The 23,616-nt window shown below is 34.8% G+C and carries 19 protein-coding genes; 5 read left to right on the top strand and 14 right to left on the bottom strand.

Features of this window, described 5'->3' with window-relative positions:
* Window position 1 precedes the first annotated feature (1 nt).
* The 9 genes from OOK99_RS05155 to putA all read right to left on the bottom strand — a co-directional run bounded on the left by OOK99_RS05155 (window position 2) and on the right by putA (window position 12,372).
* A complete protein-coding gene (locus OOK99_RS05155) occupies window positions 2-841 on the bottom strand; it encodes a glycine--tRNA ligase subunit alpha (protein ID WP_264336887.1) in 840 nt (279 codons plus the stop codon).
* A 44-nt stretch (window positions 842-885) separates the two neighbouring features.
* Window positions 886-1,644 (bottom strand): phosphatidylglycerophosphatase, encoded by a 759-nt coding sequence (locus OOK99_RS05150; protein ID WP_264719614.1) that lies wholly within the window; start codon window positions 1,642-1,644, stop codon window positions 886-888.
* 662 nt (window positions 1,645-2,306) lie between these two features.
* Entirely contained in the window at window positions 2,307-3,305 is a 999-nt protein-coding gene (hemB, locus tag OOK99_RS05145) for a porphobilinogen synthase (RefSeq protein WP_264719612.1), read from the bottom strand.
* Window positions 3,298-4,323: an NADH-quinone oxidoreductase subunit NuoH gene (gene nuoH, locus OOK99_RS05140; RefSeq protein WP_264719610.1), complete on the bottom strand. Its 1,026-nt coding sequence runs from the start codon at window positions 4,321-4,323 to the stop codon at window positions 3,298-3,300. The genes hemB and nuoH overlap by 8 nt, the downstream gene beginning before the upstream one ends.
* Entirely contained in the window at window positions 4,307-6,355 is a 2,049-nt protein-coding gene (gene nuoG / locus OOK99_RS05135) for an NADH-quinone oxidoreductase subunit NuoG (RefSeq protein WP_264719608.1), read from the bottom strand. Before nuoG ends, nuoH begins: the two co-directional genes overlap by 17 nt.
* 5 nt (window positions 6,356-6,360) lie before the next feature.
* Entirely contained in the window at window positions 6,361-6,573 is a 213-nt protein-coding gene (locus tag OOK99_RS05130; protein ID WP_006279675.1) for a hypothetical protein, read from the bottom strand.
* A 257-nt stretch (window positions 6,574-6,830) separates the two neighbouring features.
* Window positions 6,831-8,288 carry a leucyl aminopeptidase gene (locus OOK99_RS05125; protein WP_010404380.1) on the bottom strand — a complete coding sequence of 486 codons (1,458 nt, stop codon included), beginning with the start codon at window positions 8,286-8,288 and terminating at the stop codon, window positions 6,831-6,833.
* A gap of 135 nt (window positions 8,289-8,423) precedes the next feature.
* Entirely contained in the window at window positions 8,424-9,065 is a 642-nt protein-coding gene (locus OOK99_RS05120; RefSeq protein WP_319803441.1) for a protocatechuate 3,4-dioxygenase, read from the bottom strand.
* Between the two features lie 166 nt (window positions 9,066-9,231).
* Window positions 9,232-12,372, bottom strand: coding sequence for a bifunctional proline dehydrogenase/L-glutamate gamma-semialdehyde dehydrogenase PutA (putA, locus tag OOK99_RS05115; protein WP_264719606.1), 3,141 nt, complete (start codon window positions 12,370-12,372; stop codon window positions 9,232-9,234).
* Window positions 12,373-12,579: 207 nt separating this feature from the next.
* Between putA and OOK99_RS05110 the strand changes: the two genes are divergently transcribed.
* Window positions 12,580-13,694, top strand: a protein-coding gene (locus OOK99_RS05110; RefSeq protein WP_214303219.1) for an IS3-like element ISWpi17 family transposase whose coding sequence is annotated in 2 segments (ribosomal slippage) — window positions 12,580-12,853 and window positions 12,853-13,694 — 1,116 coding nt in all. Because the reading frame shifts where the segments join, the coding sequence is not laid out codon by codon here.
* A gap of 89 nt (window positions 13,695-13,783) precedes the next feature.
* Here OOK99_RS05110 and acnA read toward each other — a convergent pair.
* Window positions 13,784-16,423 (bottom strand): aconitate hydratase AcnA, encoded by a 2,640-nt coding sequence (acnA, locus tag OOK99_RS05105; protein ID WP_264719605.1) that lies wholly within the window; start codon window positions 16,421-16,423, stop codon window positions 13,784-13,786.
* A gap of 6 nt (window positions 16,424-16,429) precedes the next feature.
* Window positions 16,430-16,933, bottom strand: coding sequence for a protein-export chaperone SecB (gene secB, locus OOK99_RS05100; RefSeq protein ID WP_264719604.1), 504 nt, complete (start codon window positions 16,931-16,933; stop codon window positions 16,430-16,432).
* 164 nt (window positions 16,934-17,097) lie between these two features.
* Here secB and OOK99_RS05095 point away from each other — a divergent pair, with 164 nt between their 5' ends.
* From OOK99_RS05095 to OOK99_RS05085, 3 genes are read left to right on the top strand one after another with little or no spacing between them, the layout of a single operon-like run.
* On the top strand, window positions 17,098-17,757 hold the full coding sequence (locus OOK99_RS05095; RefSeq protein WP_010404363.1) for a Tim44/TimA family putative adaptor protein: 660 nt from the start codon (window positions 17,098-17,100) through the stop codon (window positions 17,755-17,757).
* A 14-nt stretch (window positions 17,758-17,771) separates the two neighbouring features.
* Window positions 17,772-18,476, top strand: a complete 705-nt coding sequence (gene dnaQ, locus OOK99_RS05090) for a DNA polymerase III subunit epsilon (protein WP_264719603.1) — start codon at window positions 17,772-17,774, stop codon at window positions 18,474-18,476.
* 35 nt (window positions 18,477-18,511) lie between these two features.
* Window positions 18,512-19,111, top strand: a complete 600-nt coding sequence (locus tag OOK99_RS05085) for an SCO family protein (RefSeq protein WP_264336827.1) — start codon at window positions 18,512-18,514, stop codon at window positions 19,109-19,111.
* Between the two features lie 52 nt (window positions 19,112-19,163).
* Here OOK99_RS05085 and rnc read toward each other — a convergent pair whose 3' ends face one another.
* The 3 genes from rnc to OOK99_RS05070 form a co-directional block, all read right to left on the bottom strand.
* The gene (gene rnc, locus OOK99_RS05080; protein WP_026092689.1) at window positions 19,164-19,856 is read right to left on the bottom strand and encodes a ribonuclease III; all 693 of its coding nucleotides are present in this window, start codon (window positions 19,854-19,856) and stop codon (window positions 19,164-19,166) included.
* Between the two features lie 92 nt (window positions 19,857-19,948).
* Window positions 19,949-21,016 carry a quinone-dependent dihydroorotate dehydrogenase gene (locus tag OOK99_RS05075; RefSeq protein WP_264719601.1) on the bottom strand — a complete coding sequence of 356 codons (1,068 nt, stop codon included), beginning with the start codon at window positions 21,014-21,016 and terminating at the stop codon, window positions 19,949-19,951.
* Between the two features lie 436 nt (window positions 21,017-21,452).
* Window positions 21,453-22,567 (bottom strand): IS3-like element ISWpi17 family transposase gene (locus OOK99_RS05070; protein WP_214303219.1). Its coding sequence is split into 2 segments (ribosomal slippage): window positions 21,453-22,294 and window positions 22,294-22,567, totalling 1,116 coding nucleotides; the frame shifts between segments, so codons are not numbered across the junction.
* Window positions 22,568-22,650: 83 nt separating this feature from the next.
* On the opposite strand from OOK99_RS05070, the gene OOK99_RS05065 reads away from it, so the two are divergent.
* The gene (locus OOK99_RS05065) at window positions 22,651-22,968 is read left to right on the top strand and encodes a hypothetical protein (protein WP_264719600.1); all 318 of its coding nucleotides are present in this window, start codon (window positions 22,651-22,653) and stop codon (window positions 22,966-22,968) included.
* Window positions 22,969-23,616: the final 648 nt, after the last annotated feature.

The raw sequence follows: 23,616 nt of genomic DNA, 5'->3' as shown, positions 1-23,616 counted from the left end.
TCTACTTTGCTCTATATAATTCACAGCATTTTTTTGTTAACTCTCTCACTCTACCAATATAGGCTGTACGTTCATTCACACCAAGCACACCTCTTGCATCAAGTAGATTAAGTAGATGGCTCGTTTTAATACATTGGTCATAAGCTGCTATCGGCAATTCTTTTTCAACAAGGAATTTACACAGTTTTTCTGTATCCTCAAACTGCTGTTGTACTACTTTAGTATCATAATAATCAAGTGCCAGGTAAGAAAACTCTCGCTCTCTTTGTTTAAAAATATCTCCATAAGTTACACCATTATCGTTCCACATTATGTCGTAAACATTATCTACACCCTGTATGCACATTGCTAAACGCTCTAACCCATATGCTACTTCACCAGGAATTATTCTGCAGTCAATACCTCCCACTTGCTGTATATAAGTAAGTTGTGTTACTTCCATTCCGTTGCATGTAACCTCCCAACCAAGACCGGATGCACCAACACTTGGGTTTTCCCAATCATCTTCAATAAACTTAATATCATATTCTTTTGTCGATACACCAAGAGCTTTTAAGCTATTTAAGTAAACATCTTGCAAATTGCTGCCAGATGGTTTTATTATAACTTGGTATTGATGATGCTGATATAAGCGATTAGGGTTGTCGCCATAACGCCCATCTGTAGGTCTTATTACTGGTTGTAGATACGCAATTTTTGTTGATTTTTCGTCAATTGCTGACATGATTGTTGCGGGATGTAGTGTTCCAGCTCCAACTTCAGACGTATATGAATGAAGTATAGTACACCCTTCATCTGCCCAAAAATCTTGTAATCCCTTTATTATATCCTGTAGATTCACGCAAACTGTATATCTTTTAAACTGAATACATAAGCAAATAAGTACTATTCTATACTTATTTTTTTAATAGTGCCATGAAAATAGTCACTCAAGGCTATTGAACTTTCTTTTACATACTCAAATATGCTTTTGTTTAGAACAATCGCATCATGCATAGTCAGATCGCAGAATATAAATGCAGTCAAGTACAATAAAATCACTGCATAAAACACATGAAAAATCCCTTCAAATGTGATTGATATTGCATTGTTATAACTAAGCTGTATCGTACTTATCGGCCATGGTTTTATTACTTCTACAATATTAAAAAATAAATAAGGTATTATAAAGAAAAAGAACAAATGCATAAGATCATTAAACCAAAATGGACATTTAAGTATTGCCTTGCATATACTTAAATAGAATTTACTTACAATATAATAAATTGACATTATTGCCGGCATCGAAAGCGCAACAGTCATCACCTGTCCTGATGCTATTTGTACTACTATATTCTCATCACTGCTGGCTGAAGGATCTTGAATGTGAAAAATGGATATTGCAACTAATTGCAGCACTAACATAACTATTGCTAGCTTGGTAAAAATAGCAGCTACAACTATGCCTGAATTCGGCATTTTATATAGTATAAAATCACCTCCGTATGTAAGCATTAATATAATGTCGGTAATAAATAATATTAGAAAAGAAGACCAATAATGCTGCCAACCCGGTAAATATCCTACTCCTAAAAAAGAGCTTACTATTTTGGCAGGAAAAACCTTGCCTAGCATCTTACCCAAAAATTGAAAAAAAATCCCCATGTCCTAACTAACACTTGACTTATATTTTTCACAATACTGAATTGTAATGGACTTATCAATACACTTCTTGCATAGAAAAAAGGCAAATAGTTAAAAACGATCTAAACCGTTGCCCCTTTATACTAGTAGCCTCCTTTTTTGTCATCCCAGTGCTATCCCCTTCTTGTCATCCGAGTAGCTGACACTGGGATCCAGCCTTTCTTACCAATAAAAACTTAGAATAAGATCTCCTTTGTGCTCAAAAAATTCCTGGATTCCAGTGTCAGCTACTTGAATGACATCTTTAATCTCCGTATAGCTATGCGTCACGCGCTGGCCTGAAGCTTTAACTATAAATATTAAAAAATTTACCAAGCGAGAAAAAGGCAAAAGAATTCCCTAGTAGTGAGTTTTGACCCTATAATAATGTAAATTGGCATTGTAATAATGTGCTAACGCTTATTTTAAGCGCATTTTGGCTGAATGTAGAAAAAATAAAAAAGACATGCAGCCGCTATAATTTTATGTAATCTGCCAATATATACCTGAGTTTTTTACTGAATTTTGTTGTTAAATCTGCAGAGATTAAAAACAAGGATAAATACTCTTATTGATATGATAAGGAAAGTGGGAAGGTTTGTCAAGTCACTTCAGCCAGCTACCTACTTAGATGTTCCAGACTGCTAAGTAGATACCAAATTTTTTGCAACATCAAGTGCAGCATAGGTAAATATTGCACTTGCACCTGCACGTTTAAAACCAATTAAGGACTCATAAATCACTCTGTTATAATCCAACCATCCATTATTTGCTGCAGCTTTTATCATTGCGTATTCGCCGCTTACTTGGTAAGCAAAAATCGGAAAATTGAACTTTTCATTTGCTATTTTTATTACATCTAAGTATGGCATACCTGGCTTTATCATAATAAAATCTGCACCTTCATCTATATCCATTTCGATTTCGCAGATTGCTTCACGTGCATTTCTATAATCCATTTGATAACCACTTTTGTCGATGAAATTTGATGATGCGCACGAACCGACAACTTGCCTGAATGGCGCATAGAAGCTAGAACAGTACTTTACTGCATAGGACAATATTGACACATTCTGAAAGTTATTATCATCCAATGTTTTTCTTATTTTTCCTATCCTGCCATCCATCATATCAGAAGGAGCAACTATATCGCATCCTGCTTTTGCTAAAACAAGTGCTTGCTTACATAATGCTGACACAGTCTCGTCATTTTCTACATCTATCCTACTGCTTTTTAAAATGCCATCATGACCGTGAGTAGTGTATGGGTCTAGTGCAATGTCTGCAATAATGCCAATATCCGGTACATTTGATTTTACAGCACAAATTGCTTTACAGATTAAATTGTCAGGATTGTACGCTTCCTCGGCGTTTTCAGATTTTAGTTTACTATCAACTACAGGAAAAATTGCAACAGCATTAATCCCCGAGTCCTTAGCTTTCTGAATTATAGAAATTAATCCATCTATTGAATAACATTTGATATCAGGTAAGCCAGAAATTGGCTCAATTGTTTCTTCTCCGTCATGAACAAATAAGGGAAAAATCAAATCATTTACTGATAAAGTGCTTTCACTTGTTAAATTGCGAATCCACTTGCCTGAGCGCCTACGCCTTAACCTTGTATTTGGGAAATTAAACATTGGATCCAGGCAAATTCCCAGTAAAAAGCAACACTCCTGAAATGAGTATAACCCAAAGTACCGATATTGGCAAAAATACTTTCCAACCAAGACGCATTAATTGATCATAACGATAACGAGGTATTGTAGCTCTAATCCAAACAAATATAAACAAAAGTACAACTATCTTCAAAACAAACCAGATTAAACTAGGAATTTTATACAGCAAACTAAGCTCTAATGGAGGATACCACCCTCCTAGAAAGAATATTGTCATCATAGCGCTTGCTAAAATCATATTTGCATATTCTCCCAAGAAAAAGAGAGCAAAAGGCATTGATGAATACTCGACGTTATACCCAGAGACGAGCTCTGCTTCAGCTTCTGGTAAGTCAAATGGGTGACGATTAGTTTCGGCAAGCAAAGAAATAAAAAATATCATTCCTATAGGCATTAGTAATAAATCAATCCAAAATGGCATATTATGTTTCGCTACCACCATCTCTCCAAGATTTAATGTGCCAGTTGTAATAACAACTGTAGCAACTATTAGACCTATTGAAACTTCATATGAAATCATTTGAGCAGCTGACCTTATAGCGCCAAGAAATGCGTAATTAGAATTACTAGACCAGCCTGCAATAATAATGCCATATATTCCCAAAGAGGATATAGCTAGCACATAAAGCACTCCAACATTAATATTTGCTATTACCTTAGGGATTATTACCTGCTGTCCATTTTCTGTAGTTATTTCAGCTCCAAATGGTATAACTGCCCAGGAAATTAATGCTAAAATAAAGGTGATCATTGGAGCCATAATAAACAGTATTGTGTTTGCTCTAAATGGTATTATCGGCTCTTTAATTATCAATTTGATAGCATCTGCAAACGGCTGCAATAAACCAAATGGCCCTACTACACTTGGACCATGTCTCAGTTGAATTGCACCAATAACTTTGCGCTCAAAATATACTAAATATGCAACTGAAAGCAGTAGCGGTACTAAAACAAATAAGATGTTAACTAGCGTATTCATAAAAAGTCTTAGTACAATCCGCCATTATTTTTGAAGCGCGACTTATTGAGTCTGTCATATAAAAATTACACTTTTTTAGAGTGAAAGGGATATTACTTAATTTGATCTCATCATAGGCAATCGACACCCATTTATTTTTTACTACTTGGTCAGCATCTTTAAACTGTAGGCCAACAGTGTCTAATTTTTTTCTCACGTCAAATAAACTATCATATAGCAAGGAAAGACCCAAATATTGGGATAAATTTTTTATAATCAACCAATCTTCCTTTGCTTCACCAGGAGGAAAAACAGCTAAATTTGTTCTCTGTACTCGCCCTTCAGTATTTACATAAGTTGCATATTTTTCTGTGTATGCAGCTCCAGGTAGAATGACATCTGCTATATGCGCTCCCCTATCACCATGGTGGCCTTGATAAATTACAAATGTATTTTCTAATTTTGATGTATCAATTTCATCTGCACCAAGAAGATAAACAACTTCCACCTCGCCACTTTCTGCTTGCTTTAGTATTTGACTAATATCTTTTCCATCTTTTTTAGGAACAAATCCAATATCGAGTCCACCAACTCTTGCTGCAGCCTTATGCAGTACGTTAAAGCCATTCCAGTTATCTCTGATCATGTTAAATTTTTCTGCAATTTTGCCAGTTAGCGCTAAAATTGATTCAGAATCATCTCTTACTAATGCATCTTGACCGATGATGAGCATAGGATTTGAGGCAACACTCAGCAGCTTGCAAAATTTATGATTTCCTTTTGCTATTTCGTCTAAGATATTTGGGTTATTGCCTAACCTCTCAACATGGTATAAATACTCAACGTTAGGGCCAATGCTTGCAATAGGAAAATTGCCTTGTAAATATCTCTTTCTCAATCTTGCATTAATGATTGGTGCTTCTATCCTTGGATTCGTATTGATTAGCAAGCATAAATCTGCACTTTCTATACCCTGAATAGTGGTATTGAACACATAAGATCCACGATTACTTGATATAAGATTTGCACCATCTTGCCTGCAGTCTATATTCCCCGAACCAAGCTTCTGCATCACTTCTTTGAGTAGAAGCATAGACTCACAATCTGCTAAATCACCTGCAATTGCAGCTATTTTGTTTGATTTCGTACTCTTTAGTTTCTTTGCAGCAAAAGCCAATGCTTCATTCCAATCAACTGGAATTAATTTGCCCTCTTTTTTTATATAAGGTCGATCGAGGCGTTGTACTTTGAGTCCATCGTAAGCAAAACGAGTTTTGTCTGATATCCATTCTTCGTTCACTTCTTCATTGAGTCTTGGCAATATTCGCATAACTTCAGGACCACGACAATCAACTCTAATATTACTTCCCACAGCATCTAGCACATCTATAGTTTCACAATGTAATAGCTCCCATGGACGTGCTGTAAAAGAATAGGGCTTTGAAGTTAAAGCTCCCACCGGGCAAAGATCTATAATATTCCCAGATAATTCAGAGCTAATATGCCTTTTTATGTAAGTACTAATCTCTATATTTTCTCCCCTTCCAATTCCTCCAAGTTCATTTGTACCTGCAACATCAGACAAAAATCTAACACACCGAGTGCAATGAATACACCTGTTCATTGCAGTTTCAATCAGCGGACCAAAATGTTTTTTTGGCACAGCCCTCTTATATTCATCAAGTCTGCTGATTCCTTTACCATAAGCCATCGTGATATCTTGCAAATCGCATTCACCACCTTGATCACAAATTGGGCAATCAAGCGGGTGGTTTATTAGCAAAAACTCAAGCACACCTTCACGCGCCTTTTTTACCTTGGGAGTATCCGTGTGAATAACCATACCCTCTGCAACTGGCATTGCACAAGAAGCTACTGGTTTTGGAGGGCCACCCTCAACTTCAACCAAACACATTCTGCAGTTACCAGCAATTGCTAAACGCTCATGATAACAAAACCGCGGAACTTCAACGCCCACAACTTCACAAGCTTGAATTATAGTGAGCCCATGCTCTACTTCACATTCCTTAGAATTAATAGTAACTTTAACCACAACTACTATACAGCTTCCCACTTTATAGGATTGCCGCTTACCTCATCTTCAACTAGATTGCCGTTATCGTATTGAGCAGACATATAGTTCATACGTGAATCACGGTCTATATATCTAACCGGCTTTACCGGTTTATCCTTATACATTTTTTGTTCTGCTTTCTTACGCTGAGTAGGGTTATTTTTACTAGCTGTTTTCGCTTTTCCGCCTGCTGCCATATAAACTCCTAAAAACTTCCTATTTTATTCTAACACTTAAGTATATACCGTCAATACCAAATAGCTTTAAAGTTTTAATAGTCCATCATTACAATCATCATTTGAACAAAATACTTTCTCTTGATGCTGCTCAAGTGTGTAACTTTAGAATCCCCAAAAAAGAAAATGTAAGTTACTTTGATGATATCATTTTCTACGTCTTATAAATAGACATTCATGTAGCCGTAAATTAAGCTATAAACTCAATACAAAGATCCTTAATTATTAATCTCATAGTACTTCTCAACCAACTTATTTAGCAACCTTACACCGAAACCTACTGCCCCTCTTGGAGAAATATCAGTGCCTTTTTCGTGCCAAGCAGTGCCTGCAATGTCTAAATGTGCCCAACAAGTGTCGTTTACAAAACGCTGTAGAAACTGTGCAGCCATTATACTATCTCCACCAGAACCTGCAGGAGCTATATTTTGCACATCAGCAATCGGCGAATCAATAATTTTGTTATAAGTTTCATTCATAGGAAAGCGCCATAATTTCTCATTTACTTCATTTCCTGCATCAATCAGATGATTCGCTAATTCATCGTTATTTGAAAAAAGACCAGCATATTCATTATTTCCCAGTGCAACCACTATAGCACCAGTTAAAGTTGCAAGGTCGATCATAAATTTCGGTGCAAATCTATCTTGTGTATACCATAAAGCATCCGCAAGTATTAGTCTTCCCTCTGCATCGGTATTTAATATTTCTATTGTTTGTCCAGACATTGAAGTGACTACATCGCTCGGTCTTTGAGCATTACCATCCACTGCATTTTCTGCAAGTGCAACCACACCAATTGCATTTACTTTTGCTTTTCGCCCAGCTAGAGTACGCATCACTCCAACTACAGTAGCAGAACCTGCCATGTCATATTTCATTGACTCCATACCGCGTGAGGGTTTAAGTGACACTCCACCAGTGTCAAACGTTATACCCTTGCCTATAAAAGCTATTGGTTTTTGTTCTTGAGAAGCCCCATTCCATTTTATCACCACTAACTTTGGCTCTTTACTACTTCCTTGCGCTACTCCAAGCAGGGCTCCCATTTTTTTCTCTTCCATTTGCTTTTTATCAAGCACTTCAACCTCAAGACCAAGTTTAGTAAGTTCAGCTTTTATACGATTAGCGTAAGACTCTGGATATAAAATATTAGGTGGCTCAGTAGTAAAAGCACGTGCAAGAAAGATACCTTCACCTTCGTGTTTTAAACGCTCAAATGATTTTTCAATGCTACTTAACTGTTCATCTTTTACTAATAATGTAATTTCCTCTACTTCTGTAATTTTTTCATCCTTTTTAGTTTTATACTTATTAAACTTGAAACTGCGCAGAAATGCTCCATATGCAACATTTGCTGTACTGCCCTCGATTGAAATAGCTGCTCGCTTTATTCTTAATCTGCTTAGCTCACAATATATTTTACCACCAATATTTAATCCTTTGCTTTCATCCCATTCATCTCTCATTCCAAGACCAGCAACTATAATATTTTTTCCCTCTGATGAAGTAACGGAGAAAAATTCACCAAAACCTCCATTAAAACCACTAAATTTCTTGATGTTATCTATAGCTTGCTTATCTTGTAGAACATTAGTTATGAGCTTATCACCCTCAAACAAACCTACCACTAGCGTCTCAAAATCGGGTAAAGCTTTAGAAATTGTTATCTTCATCGTTGACATCTCCGTTGCAAATAATTGTAAGCTGCACATAAAACATAGTAAAAACATTAGTAAGATATTTTTCATATACATTTTAAGTACAATAGCGCTTAAGACTACTATGAACTCCCCTGATATGCAAGGGCTTTATCTTTTATCAGAAAATTTGTTATGCCCACCTAGGGTTATATTAAATGTGTAGGTCTTCATGGCCTGATTGTTATAAGTAAATGGTGCTATCAGAAGGCTTGCAAGTCCACTCTCAATAAGATTACCAAGAAGAAGATCATCACAGTTATCGCAATTATGATCAGCAAAAAACATTTGTGTTGTGAATTCTGGAAAATCTGGATGTTGGACCAAAAAGTTGATGTGTGGAGCCCTATCACCAATTTTATCTGGTACTATTGTAATAAAATTATAATAGCCAAGGTTATTTACTACAAATCTTCCTGATCCAGCAAAATTTGGATCAAGCTCCACATTTTCATCATAATAGCTCATGCCAAGTGAGTCTGCGTGCCATATAGAAACCACAGCATTTTGTATCGGTAAGCAATTTACATCAGTAACTCTACCCACTACATTTATTAATTCTCCTGCTGCATTATTTGGAGAGCCAGGTTTTCTTCTTAAATTATTTGAAGAGTTAAAGCTTTTTGGCCTTGTTTCAAGATCATAAATCCCTGGAGTTTCAATACAATTAAGCAAAATAGGATCAGCCGCAAATAATGACAAATCGAATATAAATTGTACTAAAAACGCTAATAAGATATTTTTTACATTCATTTTGTTTATAGTGCTTTTATCAGAATTATAGCAACCTTTTTCTTTTATTAAAGACAAGACTTTCTTTGAATCCTCCTTAGAATCACAACTATCCTTTCAGTGTATGAGTTTTAGGTTTTAGTACTGCATACACAACTGCACGGACTTCCAATTTAGAAATTGCAAATCAATCCAAACACGCAAGTGTAATGTTACCGCCACATGCTGTAGTGTTGACACTTACAACCTTTTCTATAGAAAAACGTTGCAGATAATTAGGACCACCAGCTTTTGGTCCGGTACCTGACAGTCCTCTACCGCCAAATGGTTGCATTCCAACTGCTGCACCTATTTGATTGCGATTGATGTATACATTTCCAACTGATATTTTCTTGCTTATTAAATCGATCTGACTTTGTACACGGCTTTGCAAAGAAAACGTAAGTCCATATCCTGTATTGTTTATATCACTTATAACTTCATTTAACTGCGACTTATTAAAACGTATGATATGTAAAATAGGTCCAAACACTTCTTGCTTTAATTGCGAAATTTTTTGTATCTCATAAATGTACGGAGGAAAGAAATAACCATTATAAGAATTTGTATCCATGGGTACCTTAAACAAAAGGTTTGAATCTTCATCCCTTGATATCTTTTCCGTATGTTTAGTGAGCATATCAATAGATGCTTTGTCAATTATTGGACCAATATCTGTGCTCAGTTGTATTGGGTCACCTATCTTTAGTTCTTGAGCTGCATTGCATATCATTTTTATTTGTTTTTCTGCTATATCTTCTTGAATAAATAGCACTCTGAGAGCAGAACAACGTTGACCGCCACTGCGAAATGCAGAAATTAAAACATCCTTAGTTACCTGCTCTAAAAGAGCAGAACTATCAACAATCATAGCATTTAATCCACCAGTCTCAGCGATAAGTGGCACAATAGGACCATCTCTACTAGCAAGCATTCGATTAATTATTTGAGCAGTTTGTGTTGAACCAGTAAAAGCTACACCGGAAATTCTATTATCTGGCACTAATGTTTTACCTAAATACCAACCATCCCCTGGAATAAGGTGTAGCACATTTTTTGGTATTCCAGCTTCGTGTAGTATCTTAACGGCTTCATAGGCAATAATCGGCGTTTGCTCTGCCGGTTTTGCCAGCACTGCATTACCTGCTGCAAGTGCAGCTGAAACCTGCCCAAGAAAAATAGCAAGTGGAAAATTCCATGGTGATATGCATAAGAAAACTCCCCTGCCTTCAAAAAAGATGAAGTTATCTTCACCTGTTGGACCTGGCAATTTTTTCCAGTCGCTCAGTTCATTCTTTGCTATCATTGCATAATAACGCAGAAAGTCAACTGCTTCCCTTACTTCTGCTATTGCATCGGATAAAATTTTTCCTGCTTCCACAATCAGAATGTAAATTAACTCCTTCATCCTTTCCTCAAGCAAATCTGCAGCTTTTTCGAGGTATTTAGCGCGCTCTACTGCTGAAACATTCTGCCACTTAGTAAAAGCACTATGTGCTATTTCAAGAGCGTTTAAAGTTTGATCGCTTGTTGCACTTGACACTTCTCCAATTATATTTTCCAAATGTGCAGGATTCACTACTTCGGTAAATTTCGCACTGTCAAGAAACGACTCTCCATCAATTATTGGGCCAACTTGCCATTTCTTTTCACTAAATTCCCTTACATCATTTGCAAATTGTGAAACTGCAATTGAATCGCTAATATCCATTCCCAAGGAGTTTTTTCTTTCCTCTCCAAAAATATCTCGTGGCAACGGAATGCTTGGATGAGGCTCATATTCTAAGCTTTTTACTTTTTCTAATGGATCTGAGACTAATTCTTCAATTTTAACGTCAGAATCATTTACTTGATTGACAAACGAGCTATTAGCTCCATTTTCAAGAAGGCGCCTAATAAGGTATGGCAATAAATCACTATGTTTACCAACTGGTGCATATATACGACAATTGATGCTTGTTGCAAGTTCTGAAATTGCATAATCATACAAACTTTTACCCATTCCATGTAAGCGCTGAAACTCAAACCCAGGATGATTTTTATCGGCAAGCTCTATTATAGTAGCAAAAGTATAAGCATTATGAGTTCCAAAACATGGATAAAAGTGATTCTCTTTGCTTAAAAGTTTCTGCGCACAGGCAAGATAGCATACATCTGTGTGGCTTTTTCTAGTAAACACCGGATAACCAATTAACCCTAATTCTTGTGTGCGCTTGATTTCTGAGTCCCAATATGCTCCTTTTACAAGCCTCACCATAATTTTATGCTTTGATCGAATGGCAACATCTTCAACAAAATCAAGAACAGATAAAGCACGTTTTTGATACGCTTGCACAGCCAAGCCAAGCCCCTCCCACTTAGAAAGTGAATCATCAAGACGCAATTGCTCAAATAAAACTAATGACATCTCAAGTCTTTCTGATTCTTCTGCATCTATACAAAGTGAAATGTTATATTTCTTCGCTTCATGACACAGTTCCAGCAACTTAGCTCTCAGCTCTTCAGCTATATTACCAAATTGGCTAAATTCATAACGTGAGTGCAGTGAAGACAATTTGATTGAAACCCCTTGAGATTTAAAGCAATCATTTATGTCAGCAGATTCACCTATGGCTTTTATTGCATGCATGTATAAATTAAAATACTCTTCCGCATCCTCAACTGTGCAAGCAGATTCACCAAGCATATCAAAAGAGCATAAATACTTACTGTAGTCATCTGATTTCACACTTTCCAATGCTTTTTCTATAGTTTCTCCAACAATAAAATGCTTGCCAAGAATGGATATTGCTTGTTTCACCGCTTTGCGGATTATTGGCTCTCCTAAATTTTTCAATAACCTGGAAATTATGTGATAGAATTTTGAATCCTCTTCATTGTTTCTCAATATACTGCTTCCTATAATTAAACTCCATGTAGAAGCATTAACAAACAATGAAGAGGAACGCCCCAGGTGTTTATTCCATTCTTGGTTGGCAATTTTATCTTTGATCAATTCATCTATTGTGTAATCGTCTGGTATTCTAAGTAATGATTCAGCAAGACACATTAGCGCTACTCCTTCTTCGTTAGAAAGTGAGTACTGTTGTATAAAAGAATCTATAATGCCTAATTTACTACCTCTAATCTTTTCGACAATTTGTTTTGCAATATTGTAAATTATGTTTTTTGAATCAGCCGAAAGTTCTGATTTTTCTACAAGATAGCGTACGTGACTTTTTTCATCAGCACGATAAAATGCCTGCAATCGTTTTCGTAATGCGTTAGGTTCTTGTATAGAACTGATCATAATTATCTACAAAACACCCTTTACCATATATAAGATAAGATTATATCATAACTTTACATCGAATAAATTATTATTTAAATAAAGAGCCAGAATCGATTCAAAAAACCTAGTTGATGACTGTGATAGCTCAAAAGGACTATAATGCACCCCATAAACTAGACCAAAAAAAAATGGTTGATCCGAGTAGGAAGGTAAAGGGGTAAAAGTATGGCAACAAAAAAATATGAACCAGAGTTAAAAGCAAAGATAGCTTTGGAAGCAATAAAAAATCAAAAAAGCACAGCTGAGATATGTAGTGAATATAAAATACCATCAACAAATCTATATGATTGGCGTGATAGAGTATTGGCAAGGTTAAAAGACCTATTTGTTGAAGAAAGTGAAAGTGCGAGAAAACAAAGAATCTTAGCGCAAGAAATAGAAAGTTTACATAAAGTAATAGGAGAATTGACAGTGGAAAATAGCTATTTGAAAAAAAAATTACTGAAATAAGCAAAAAAGATAGAGTAAGGTTTATAGAAAAAGATTCTGATCTGTCAATTAGGAAACAGGCTGATTTATTGGGGATTTGCAGATCTAGCCTATATTATAGGCCTATAATTAATAACGAAAGTGAAGTAGCAAATTTGATTCAAGAAGTATATTTGGCTTCTGATTGCCGTTATGGATATCGTAAAATTACTGCTGAAATCATAGCGAGTGGAGTAGTAGTCAATCACAAAAAAATCTTAAGAATTATGAAAAAAATGAAGATTAGTGGGCTGTATTGTAGAAAAAGATGTAATACAAGTATTAAAGAAAAAAAGCATAAAATATATCCTTATTTACTCAAAGATTTGATTATTTGTAGAGTTAATCAGGTATGGGCTACTGATATAACATATATTATGGTAGAAGGTAAGTTTATCTATTTTGTGGCAATAATGGACTTGTATAGTCGCTATATTATTGCTCATTCATTATCACCATATCTCGATGCTGGATTTTGCCTTTATACTCTCAAAGAAGCTCTAAAACAAGGTAAACCTGAGATTTTTAATAGTGATCAGGGGGTGCAGTTTACTAGCTACAACTTTATTATGGAATTAGAGCGTGCTAATATTAAAATCAGTATGGACCATAAAGGACGTTGCTTCGACAATATATTTGTTGAGCGCTTATGGAGAACTTTAAAGCAAGAAGCTATATATTATTATAGACCAAATAGTATCAGAGATTTAAATCTTATAATAAATGATTTTGTTGCTTGGTATAACTATAGAAGGCGACATCAGACTCTACATTATAAAGTTCCTGCTGATCTTTATTATCATAAACAGTAAATGAATATATTGATAAATACTTTAAATGTGTGTCGACGTATTTATCAACATATTCATTTTAAAAATCGGATCACTTTGAAAAAAATGGTCTAGACAAATGGGTGCATTATAGACTGCGCAAGTATATAGCTCAACACTCCACCACTAATCAAGTACTTAACCTCAGTTGCAGTTTGTACACAGCACTTGAGTTGAATGGATTGCTCTGAATCATCCTTTCTTTTAATGATACATTCTAGATTTCCATTTGGTACTACTTCACCTTTTATGCTTATTATCTCACTACCATCAAATATCTTTCTCGTTACTCCATCCTGAAATGCAAGTGGAAGAACACCCATACCGACCAAATTGGACCTATGTATGCGTTCAAAACTTTCTGCAATCACAGCTTTAATTCCCAGCAATGAAGTACCCTTTGCTGCCCAATCCCTACTTGAACCTGTACCATATTCTTTTCCTGCAATGACAACTAATGGAACAGCTTCTCTTTTATATTGCATTGCTGCATCAAAAATTGACATAGTTTCTTGAGAAGGAATATGTTTTGTATAGCCACCCTCAGCGCTCACCATTTTATTTCTTATTCTGATATTAGCAAAGGTTCCACGCATCATTACGTTGTGGTTACCGCGGCGAGATCCATATGAATTGAAATCTTGCGGTTCAACTCCAAGACCTTTTAAATATATGCCTGCAGGACTATTTGAGGCAATATTTCCAGCAGGGGAAATGTGGTCGGTAGTGACGCTATCGCCAAACATCGCTAGTATTTGCGCATTCTTTATATCAACTATGTTGCTTCCATTGTTCTTAGTCGATAAATTATCAAAATAGGGAGGGTTTTGTATATAAGTGCTTTTCGCGTCCCAATCATAGATTTCACCTTTCTCACACTTTATCTTTTGCCAATGCTCATCACCAGAAAAAACATCCTTATACTTTTGTATGAACATTTCACGCGTCACAACACTTTTAACACAGCTCTCAACTTCATTATTTGTTGGCCATATATCTTTGAGATAGACATCATTTCCATTCTTATCTTTGCATATTGAATCTTTTGTCAAATCAATTTGCACAGTGCCTGCAAGTGCATATGCAACAATAAGTGGCGGAGATGCCAAGTAATTAGCTTTGACTAACGGATGAATTCTTCCTTCAAAGTTACGATTGCCAGACAAAACTGCAGCAACAGTTAAGTTTTTGTTTTTTATATCATCCTCTATATCCTTATTAAGTGGACCAGAATTTCCAATGCAAGTTGTGCAGCCATATCCAACTAGATTAAAACCCAAAGCATTTAGATCTACCTGCAATCCAGACTTTTCTAAATATTCTGTCACAACTTGTGACCCTGGAGCAAGAGAAGTTTTAACCCAAGGCTTTGATTTTAATCCAAGTTTAATTGCATTACGAGCTACAAGACCTGCAGCAATCATCACACTTGGATTTGAGGTGTTAGTGCAGCTTGTTATTGCTGCAATCACTACGCTGCCACTCTGGAGCTGATCGCCATAGATAGGTTCCAACGGAGGTCTGTTTGTCTCATTAATAGGAAAAGATGTAGAAAAAGATTCCGCTACTTCTGAAAGGAAAATCTTATCCTGTGGTCTTTTAGGACCAGCCATCACTGGCTTTACGCTTGATAAATCAAGCTCTAGTGTGTCAAAAAATGCTAACTCATTACTGCTACGCCACAATCCCTGCTCTTTTGAATAGACTTCAACTAATTTGATCAGCTCTTCTGGTCGCCCTGTTAAATGTAAATAATCGAGTGTTTTCTGATCAATTGGAAAAAACCCACAAGTTGCACCATACTCTGGGGCCATGTTAGCTATAGTGGCCCTGTCTGCTAGAGATAAATAATCTAAACCATCACCATAAAATTCTACAAATTTACCAACAACACCTTTTGTTCTTAGGATACTGGTAACCGTCAGCACTAAATCAGTCGCAGTTACTCCTTCCGGTAGTCTGCCAATTAATTTAAATCCAACTACTTCTGGAATCACCATACTAATTGGTTGACCAAGCATCACAGACTCAGCTTCTATGCCTCCAACACCCCAACCAAGGACTGATAACCCGTTAATCATTGTAGTGTGACTGTCAGTACCAACTAAAGTGTCAGGATATATGACCCCATCATTATTACACACAACTTGCGCTAAATACTCAAGGTTTACTTGATGGCAAATTCCAGTACCTGGTGGTACTACTCTAAAATTTGTGAAGGACGACTCTCCCCACTTTAAAAATTGATATCTCTCCAAATTTCTTTTTACTTCTAGCTCAACATTTTTACTGAATGCGGAAGTGCTTCCATAACTATCTACTTGAACAGAGTGATCGATCACAAGATCAACAGTTACAGATGGATTTATTTTGCTTGGGTTACCTCCGTTTTTCTTCACATAATTACGCATTGAAGCTAAGTCAACGACAGCGGGAACTCCTGTGAAATCCTGCATCAAAACCCTTGCTGGTTTGTAGCTAATTTCGTGATTAATGTGTTTCTTGACGCAATTTGCTAATATCTTTATGTCATCTAATTTAACGCTTACTCCATCTTCGTTGCGCAATAAATTTTCAAGCACAACCTTCAGCGAGCAGGGCAATTTAGTTGTATCTATTCCTAAAAATTCACTAGCACTACTTAGGCTAAAATAGTTGTATGACTTCCCGTCAATGTTTAAAGTCTTCTTTGCATTTAAAGAATTGTTCATCCTGTATTAGTTAAAATTGGAATTACTAACGCTACTTTTTTGTTGTTGACTTTGCTGCTGATACATAGTTTCAAAATCTATAGGATCTAGCATAAGTGGAGGAAACCCACCACTACTTGTAGTTCTTGCAATTACTTCTCTTGCAAAAGGAAAAAGAAAAGTAGGCCCGCCAATAAACAAAGCTTGTCTTACTTCCTCTTTACTCAACTCTTTCAAATTTTCTATTGAAAAAATACCACAATACTTTATCTCACAAATGAAAGCTATACCATTTTTTATATCTTCATCTTTTACCGTCGCTTTGACTTCTATATGCAAAGTAATTTCATGAAAAGGTTTTTCTTCATTTATTCCTTCTTTGCTTTCCGTTCCTTCTAATTTTGCTGAATTAATATTAACCGTTACATTAATATCGGGAGCTTTACTAGAAGGAAGGAATGGCGAATTTGGATTCTCAAACGAAAGATCTTTGACATACTGACCATGAATTTTCATTTTGTGTTGTAACATTTCTTACTTCTCCTTTAATTAAGTTGAGATATTTAATACTTTCTTATATAATATATTCATTTATAAACGAATAGCAAACCTAACTATAGGCTAATATGCAAAACATATTTTTATCAATAATTAATAATATTTAGATACTTTATATACCAAGGGGTTAAGTTACCATGATAGAGCTTGTAATATATGCTTTACTAGCGGCGTTTATTTTTTCACGCTTATACAATTCTTTAGGAAGATCAGCCAGTCTCAACCTAAAAAAGCTAACAGTTGTATTGGATGCAAGTCAAAGTAAAGAGGATGTGGTAGAAAATATCGAAGATTATATTTATAGCAACGACAAAAGTTCAATAGAAGCTACTTATAAACAAATATTACAAAAAAACAGAGAGTTCTCTATTTCCAATTTTATAGAAGGTTCAAGCATAGCTTTTGAATTAATAATTAAATATTTTAACCAAGGGAATTTACCTCAATTAAAATCCCTTCTGGACAAAGATTTGTATAACAGCTTTGTGGATAAGATTAAGCATCGTAAAGAGATACACGAGTCTATAATTGTTTCTATCGTTTCACAAAAGATCTTAGAAATAAAGCTAGTAAAAAACGTAATATTTATTGCAGTATATTTCCTTTCAGAGCAAATTAACTTCGTTAAGAATAATGAAGGAGATATCATATCAGGTAGTATGTCTACTATTAACAAAGTTGAGGATGTATGGCAATTCAAAAAAAATATTAATTCATCAGATCCAACCTGGTTGCTTGTTTCCATTAACTACAAGAAGGCAAGTACCGATAAAAATTTAACAGCAAATGACAAGTAAGATTAGTTACACCGATGGAAAGTAGGCTACGAGAAATAGTACTTGATACTGAAACTACAGGTCTTGACACTGAGTCTGGCCATCGAATTATCGAGATAGGATGTGTAGAACTAATTAATCGTGTTCCAACAGGTAAAACATTTCATCGATATCTTAATCCAGAAAGAGATGTACCTTACCACTCATTTAAGATTCATGGTATTAGTGAGGAGTTTTTAGAGGATAAACCACTATTTTCAGATGTTGCATTTGAATTTCTCGACTTCATATCTAATGACATTTTGGTGATTCATAATGCTGAATTCGATGTTAAGTTCCTTAATATGGAGTTAGGCAAGTTAAATGCTAGGTTAATTTCCTCAGATAGAGTGCTAGATACATTGCCGCTTGCAAGAAAAAAGTTTGTAGGATCACCTGCTTCTTTAAATGCATTATGTAAACGTTTTGACATATCGCTGGAAGGTAGAGAGTTGCACGGAGCATTAGTTGATGCTCAATTGCTTGCAAAGGTCTACGTTGAGCTTACAGGAGGATTGCAAACCTTTTTGTTTAATAGTAAATGTGATCAGGACAATAGCTCTACGTTTATTCAGCATAAAGTGCGAAATTTAGCTCGCAGAGAACATTCACCAAGCAGCGAAGAAATTGATGAGCATAAGAAATTGTTAGATAAAATTAACAATCCACTTTGGAAGGAATATGTTGAATCAATCAGCTAATCAAGATATGATTTAATTTTATTGGAAACGCTTTAATGGTAAAATTCATAAGGTTATTGTCTGGTTTATTAATAATAGTAGCAGCTGTCTTCTTAGGTTATTGTTATTTTACCAAGCAAGGCATATTTGTTTCACAAAATACAGAAATTAAAATAGGTGGGGATTTTTCTTTGATTAATCAAGACGGACAAACAGTACGCAGTAGTGATTTTAAAAATAAGTATATGATGATTTTTTTCGGATTTTCCTCATGCAAAAGAATTTGCCCTATGAACCTCGGAATAATTTCAGAAACACTTGCAAAGTTAGATAAGAAAACTGACAATAAGATACAAACATTTTTTATCACAGTTGATCCTGAGCGCGATAATATAGAAAGGCTTAAAGAATTTCAGCAGCAATTTGACCATAGAATACAAATGCTAACTGGTGAAAGACAAAAAATAGATGAAGTAGTTGCAAAGTATAAAGTATATGCAAACAAAGTAGGTGGAGAAGAGGAAATTAACCATTCTTCAATAATATACCTTATCGGCCCTGAAGGAAAATATGTCACACACTTTGTAGCTGATTTAAATTCAGATGAAAGTCAATCTGATAAGATTCTGGCTGAGATAAAAAAATATGTAAGCTGAACTAAAGAGCTTAGCTTACTTTAAATTTATGCTAACGGCTGTTTTGATTAAACTAAGTCGTTTTTTTAATTTTTTCTAGGATCAACTCAGCAGCTTTTTGTTCAGCAATTTTCTTACTAGGAGCGCATGCAGAAACTTTGTCATAACTCTCTATGCAAACTGATATAGTAAATTCAGGATTGTGTGCTGGTCCAGTTTGTTTTACAAGCTCATACTTTGGTAAAGGTAATTTATTTCTCTGAGTCCATTCTTGCAGTGAAGTTTTAGGATCTTGAGGAGGATCGAGGATGTCTTTAGCTAGCTTTTCCCAATGTTGGATAATAAATTTTTCAACACTCTCAAGTCCACCGTCAATATAAATTGCACCTATTAGTGCCTCAAGCGAATTTTCTAAATTTTTTAAGTTACATTTCCCTCCGTTGCAACGTTCACTATTATTCATTATGATAAAGTTACCTAACTCTATTTCTTTAGCAACATTAGCAATGGTACTGCCACAAACTAGATCCGTTTTTCTTTTTGCCAATGCTCCTTCTTTTTCTTCAGGAAACATTTTAAACAGCATAGCAGATACAACCATGTTCAAAATACTATCGCCCAAAAACTCTAGCCTTTCGTAGCTTACGATCTGGTCTTCGCTATTCCTTTTATTTACGCTTGGATGGGTTAATGCCTCTTCTAATATTGCATGATCTGTAAATTTATAATTAATAACTTTAGATATTATATCGTTCAAAACTTTCATGTTCATCATTCAAAAGAAAAGCACTCCCTATCATACCTTTACACTAAAAAGTTAGCTCTACTTTACTAAAACAATATCAATAACTTCCAAAATTAATGTATACAACCCACTGCTTCAGTAATGTTACTAAATCCATCTCTTTTTACCAATTCTGCAAGCTCCAGATTGATTTTGTTCACAACTTGATGCCCCTGATATACGAGAGCAGTGTACAGTTGTACTAAAGAGGCTCCTGCCTTTATTTTTTCATATGCGTCAATACCACTTGAAACTCCCCCACATCCTATCAATAGAATCCTGCTCTTAGTAAGCTTGTACATATCACTCAATAACTCGGTTGAAAGTTGAAACAATGGTCTGCCGCTCAACCCACCACTCTCATTATAGTAAGAATCTCGACTTATCGTAGTGTTGCTTACTATTAAGCCGTCAATTTTATATTCTAGTGTAAGCTCAGCGATATTTTCTTTTGTTTGCTGATCTATATCTGGAGAAATTTTTAATATTATCGGTATGGATTCAGAGCTATCGATTGATTTCCGGGTTAGAGTGATAGATTTCAACAATTTGGATAATTCTTGTTTATTGTGCAAATCGCGCAAGTTAGGTGTGTTTGGGGATGAGATGTTCAGTACTATATAATTGCTCTTTCCATATACTATCTTTATTAAGTCAACATAATCGCTGATTTGGTCCTTTGATGTACTGTTTCTTCCTATATTTATACCAAAAATACAATCACCAAGTTTAGTTTTACTTATCTGTTTAAGAAAATAGTCTACTCCTTTATTATTAAATCCCAATCTATTAATTATTCCTTCATCTTTAATTAATCGAAAAATTCTCGGTTTTTTGTTTCCATATTGGGGATGTTTAGTTACAGTACCAGCCTCAATAAATCCAAAACCAAATGAGAGCATCGGCTTTACAACTTCCGCATTTTTATCAAAACCTGCAGCAAGACCTACAGGATTCCTAATTTTATTACCAAAAAAGTTTACATTTAAAGACTTAGGTAGTTCTATAGGTTTCCTACAGGGCATCTTTTTTAACGCCGTTATTACCAAGGAGTGAGCGATTTCAGGCGGCAGTAAAAACAATAAATTACGTAATATCATTTTGTAAAACACTTTGCTTATTTTTAGTTTATTTTTTACCATGCAACAAGAATAACTTAGAAAGCTTGAGGTTTATCAAAATAGTAAGTATATAGTTTCTATGAGTAGTAAAAACTAATTTTTCTGAAGGGAAACCAGAACTTGATCAGTATTTTTATCTACTAATTCGAGGTAGCCAAATTTGTTAATTTGAGATTTTATTAGTATAGGAATCTTATTTCGATTTAAATAAAATCCCTGTTTTGATTGTTTATTAATCCGCAACCTTACATCCCCATTTTTCCAAGCAAGCATCTTATTTATTCCAGATTTTTCTTTACAATTATCTTCATTTACAAATCCTAAGTATTCATCTTCTGAAGAAGATTATAATGCACCCATTTGTCTAGACCATTTTTTTCAAAGTGATCCGATTTTTAAAATGAATATGTTGATAAATACGTCGACACACATTTAAAGTATTTATCAATATATTCATTTACTGTTTATGATAATAAAGATCAGCAGGAACTTTATAATGTAGAGTCTGATGTCGCCTTCTATAGTTATACCAAGCAACAAAATCATTTATTATAAGATTTAAATCTCTGATACTATTTGGTCTATAATAATATATAGCTTCTTGCTTTAAAGTTCTCCATAAGCGCTCAACAAATATATTGTCGAAGCAACGTCCTTTATGGTCCATACTGATTTTAATATTAGCACGCTCTAATTCCATAATAAAGTTGTAGCTAGTAAACTGCACCCCCTGATCACTATTAAAAATCTCAGGTTTACCTTGTTTTAGAGCTTCTTTGAGAGTATAAAGGCAAAATCCAGCATCGAGATATGGTGATAATGAATGAGCAATAATATAGCGACTATACAAGTCCATTATTGCCACAAAATAGATAAACTTACCTTCTACCATAATATATGTTATATCAGTAGCCCATACCTGATTAACTCTACAAATAATCAAATCTTTGAGTAAATAAGGATATATTTTATGCTTTTTTTCTTTAATACTTGTATTACATCTTTTTCTACAATACAGCCCACTAATCTTCATTTTTTTCATAATTCTTAAGATTTTTTTGTGATTGACTACTACTCCACTCGCTATGATTTCAGCAGTAATTTTACGATATCCATAACGGCAATCAGAAGCCAAATATACTTCTTGAATCAAATTTGCTACTTCACTTTCGTTATTAATTATAGGCCTATAATATAGGCTAGATCTGCAAATCCCCAATAAATCAGCCTGTTTCCTAATTGACAGATCAGAATCTTTTTCTATAAACCTTACTCTATCTTTTTTGCTTATTTCAGTAATTTTTTTTTCAAATAGCTATTTTCCACTGTCAATTCTCCTATTACTTTATGTAAACTTTCTATTTCTTGCGCTAAGATTCTTTGTTTTCTCGCACTTTCACTTTCTTCAACAAATAGGTCTTTTAACCTTGCCAATACTCTATCACGCCAATCATATAGATTTGTTGATGGTATTTTATATTCACTACATATCTCAGCTGTGCTTTTTTGATTTTTTATTGCTTCCAAAGCTATCTTTGCTTTTAACTCTGGTTCATATTTTTTTGTTGCCATACTTTTACCCCTTTACCTTCCTACTCGGATCAACCATTTTTTTTTGGTCTAGTTTATGGGGTGCATTATAAGCTGTAGCATGTATGAAGGTTTTTCGCATATTATTTGAACAATTTTTGCATGATTGTAAAAAAGAATTACCTCCTGAAAAACACATGTTGCTTAGCATAACTGAAATAGAAAAACGCCTAAATCTTGATCCAAAAGCAGACCCAGAACATCACATCAGAAAACCACTAAACACAATCCAAAGAACAATAAAAACCACCTTAGCTAAAAAGTTAGGATTAAACATCGAACGTAATGATGTGATTCAAACAGTTGGTTGGCCTGGATCATCGCGTAAAGATTATGGCTACCGTATTAACCCTTTCACTGTGCTGATAAAAGTAGTTCGTTAACTGTGTTGAAGAGAAGTAAAAGATGTTACAATGGAAAAAGTAAAATTTGTGACAAGGCTTGTGATCAAGTTTTAAAGAAGCGTTCTTTGGTTGGTATTTTACCCTAAAGTCACATCTAGCTTTAAAATACAGTTTTTGCCTTATCTAAAAAAAATACAAATTCTCAATTACGTAAAAGCCTAAATTTCTTTTGCTTTCTTCAATCTTTTCTACTCTGTTCGTTTGCCGACTTTTGTGTTTGAAGCACATCTACATTCAATGCCCCTATACTAATATATACCGACCACTTTTTCCGGGAGTTTCTGAAAAAAAGTTAAAATAATTTTAAGACAGCTAAGAAATTAAAAAGAGCATTATGTCTTTTACAACAGAAATCTTCGCTATTTGAGTCCTTTCCATTTTGGAAACAACTTTTTACTTGAGCTGAAAAGAGATTACATGAGTTTTTGGTAAAAACATACAAAACCTATCTAAATCATCAATAACGCTATAATAGCCCTCTAAAGACGTTTTAAAGAATGGTATTGTAGTAGAGAGATTATTTTGGCTCCATTCCCTTCTTGTAAAGCTAAAGATACTAATGTTAGCAAACTCTATAAACTTAAGAATAACTGTAGAAACTATTATTTTTTAAAGTCAGAAAAAACA

Source organism: Wolbachia endosymbiont (group B) of Eucosma cana (assembly GCF_947250645.1).
GTDB lineage: Bacteria > Pseudomonadota > Alphaproteobacteria > Rickettsiales > Anaplasmataceae > Wolbachia.
The sequence above is the reverse complement of the archived record's forward strand: the minus strand, read 5'-3'. Positions and strand labels throughout refer to the sequence as shown.

Excerpts from the sequence above, each read along its gene's own strand:
- OOK99_RS05150 (WP_264719614.1), bottom strand. The coding sequence starts at position 1,644 with ATGGGGATTTTTTTTCAATTTTTGGGTAAGATGCTAGGCAAGGTTTTT.
- hemB (WP_264719612.1), bottom strand. The coding sequence starts at position 3,305 with ATGTTTAATTTCCCAAATACAAGGTTAAGGCGTAGGCGCTCAGGCAAG.
- nuoH (WP_264719610.1), bottom strand. The coding sequence starts at position 4,323 with ATGAATACGCTAGTTAACATCTTATTTGTTTTAGTACCGCTACTGCTT.
- OOK99_RS05130 (WP_006279675.1), bottom strand. The coding sequence starts at position 6,573 with ATGGCAGCAGGCGGAAAAGCGAAAACAGCTAGTAAAAATAACCCTACT.
- OOK99_RS05125 (WP_010404380.1), bottom strand. The coding sequence starts at position 8,288 with ATGAAGATAACAATTTCTAAAGCTTTACCCGATTTTGAGACGCTAGTG.
- OOK99_RS05120 (WP_319803441.1), bottom strand. The coding sequence starts at position 9,065 with ATGAATGTAAAAAATATCTTATTAGCGTTTTTAGTACAATTTATATTC.
- putA (WP_264719606.1), bottom strand. The coding sequence starts at position 12,372 with ATGATCAGTTCTATACAAGAACCTAACGCATTACGAAAACGATTGCAG.
- acnA (WP_264719605.1), bottom strand. The coding sequence starts at position 16,423 with ATGAACAATTCTTTAAATGCAAAGAAGACTTTAAACATTGACGGGAAG.
- secB (WP_264719604.1), bottom strand. The coding sequence starts at position 16,933 with ATGTTACAACACAAAATGAAAATTCATGGTCAGTATGTCAAAGATCTT.
- OOK99_RS05095 (WP_010404363.1), top strand. The coding sequence starts at position 17,098 with ATGATAGAGCTTGTAATATATGCTTTACTAGCGGCGTTTATTTTTTCA.
- dnaQ (WP_264719603.1), top strand. The coding sequence starts at position 17,772 with ATGGAAAGTAGGCTACGAGAAATAGTACTTGATACTGAAACTACAGGT.
- OOK99_RS05085 (WP_264336827.1), top strand. The coding sequence starts at position 18,512 with ATGGTAAAATTCATAAGGTTATTGTCTGGTTTATTAATAATAGTAGCA.
- rnc (WP_026092689.1), bottom strand. The coding sequence starts at position 19,856 with ATGAAAGTTTTGAACGATATAATATCTAAAGTTATTAATTATAAATTT.
- OOK99_RS05075 (WP_264719601.1), bottom strand. The coding sequence starts at position 21,016 with ATGGTAAAAAATAAACTAAAAATAAGCAAAGTGTTTTACAAAATGATA.
- OOK99_RS05065 (WP_264719600.1), top strand. The coding sequence starts at position 22,651 with ATGAAGGTTTTTCGCATATTATTTGAACAATTTTTGCATGATTGTAAA.